At 69.5% G+C, this 1,110-nt stretch carries 1 protein-coding gene; it reads left to right on the plus strand.

The window, feature by feature from the left end; all coding sequences use genetic code 11:
- Nucleotides 1-102 precede the first annotated feature (102 nt).
- The gene (locus tag QK442_RS36180; protein ID WP_282698385.1) at nt 103-1,104 is read left to right on the plus strand and encodes an IS630 family transposase; all 1,002 of its coding nucleotides are present in this window, start codon (nt 103-105) and stop codon (nt 1,102-1,104) included.
- The last annotated feature ends 6 nt before the right edge of the window (nt 1,105-1,110 follow it).

Here is a 1,110-nt window from a genome sequence, read left to right on the forward strand (position 1 = left end):
TATTGATCCGAAACGGTTTGGGTTCTGGGTCGTTGGTGGGGTGTGAGCGATCTGGTGGGGGACGCGCGGCATCTGTCGCCGTCGGCGCAGGAGGCCCTTCGGCTGCGGGCGGTGGCCGCGTTGGTGGCGGGGCGGGACCGTGAGGACGTGGCGGCGGTGTTCGGGGTGTCGCTGAAGGCGGTCGACATCTGGTGGGCGAAGTGGCAGGCCGGCGGGCGGGAGGCGCTGGTCATGCGGCCGCGGGGCAAGCCGGTCGGGGTGCACCAGGTGCTCGGGGAGGCCGAGCAGGCCGCTGTGCGGCAGGCGGTCCTCGATCACCGGCCCTGCGACGTGGGCTTGAGCGGGCAGTTGTGGACGCGGCGGCTGATCGGTGACCTGATCGCGAAGCTGTACCGGGTGCGGCTGACAGAACCGGGGGTGGGCAAGTACCTGAAGCGGTGGGGGCTGTCCTTCCAGCGTCCGGACAAGCGGGCCGTGGAGCAGGACCCGGAGGCCGTGCGCCGTTGGCACGAGGAGACCTGGCCGGCGATCCGGGCGAAGGCGAGGAAGGACGGCGGCGAGGTCCTGTTCGCCGACCAGGTCGGCATCCGATCCGACCAGGTCACCGGCCGCACCTGGGGAGAGAAGGGGAACACGCCCGTCGTGCGGCGGACTGGGAACCGGTTCTCGGTGAACGCGGTGTCCGCGATCAGCACCAAGGGCCGGATGCACTTCATGGTCTTCGCCGAGAGCTTCACCGCCGAGGTGATGTGCCGCTTCCTGGACCGGCTGGCCGGCCACTTCGACCGCAAGATCCATCTCGTCGTCGACGGGCACTCCGCCCACCGTTCCAGGAAGGTCCGCGACTGGCTCGCCGCCCACCCTGACGACATCGAGCTGCACTTCCTGCCGCCGTACTCGCCCGAGCTGAACCCCGACGAGCTGGTCAACGCCGACCTCAAGCACAGCCTGCCCAAGCAGCACCGGGCCCGGGACCAGGCCGAACTCGCCGCCGAGACCCGCCGCTTCTTCCGCAGACGCCAGCGTCAGCCGCACATCGTCCGCGGCTACTTCGGCGGCCCGCACGTCCGCTACGTCTTGAACGAGAACCCCATGAGTTTCTGATCAATA

Origin of the sequence: Streptomyces sp. CC208A (assembly GCF_030010625.1) — a bacterium.
Lineage (GTDB): Bacteria > Actinomycetota > Actinomycetes > Streptomycetales > Streptomycetaceae > Streptomyces.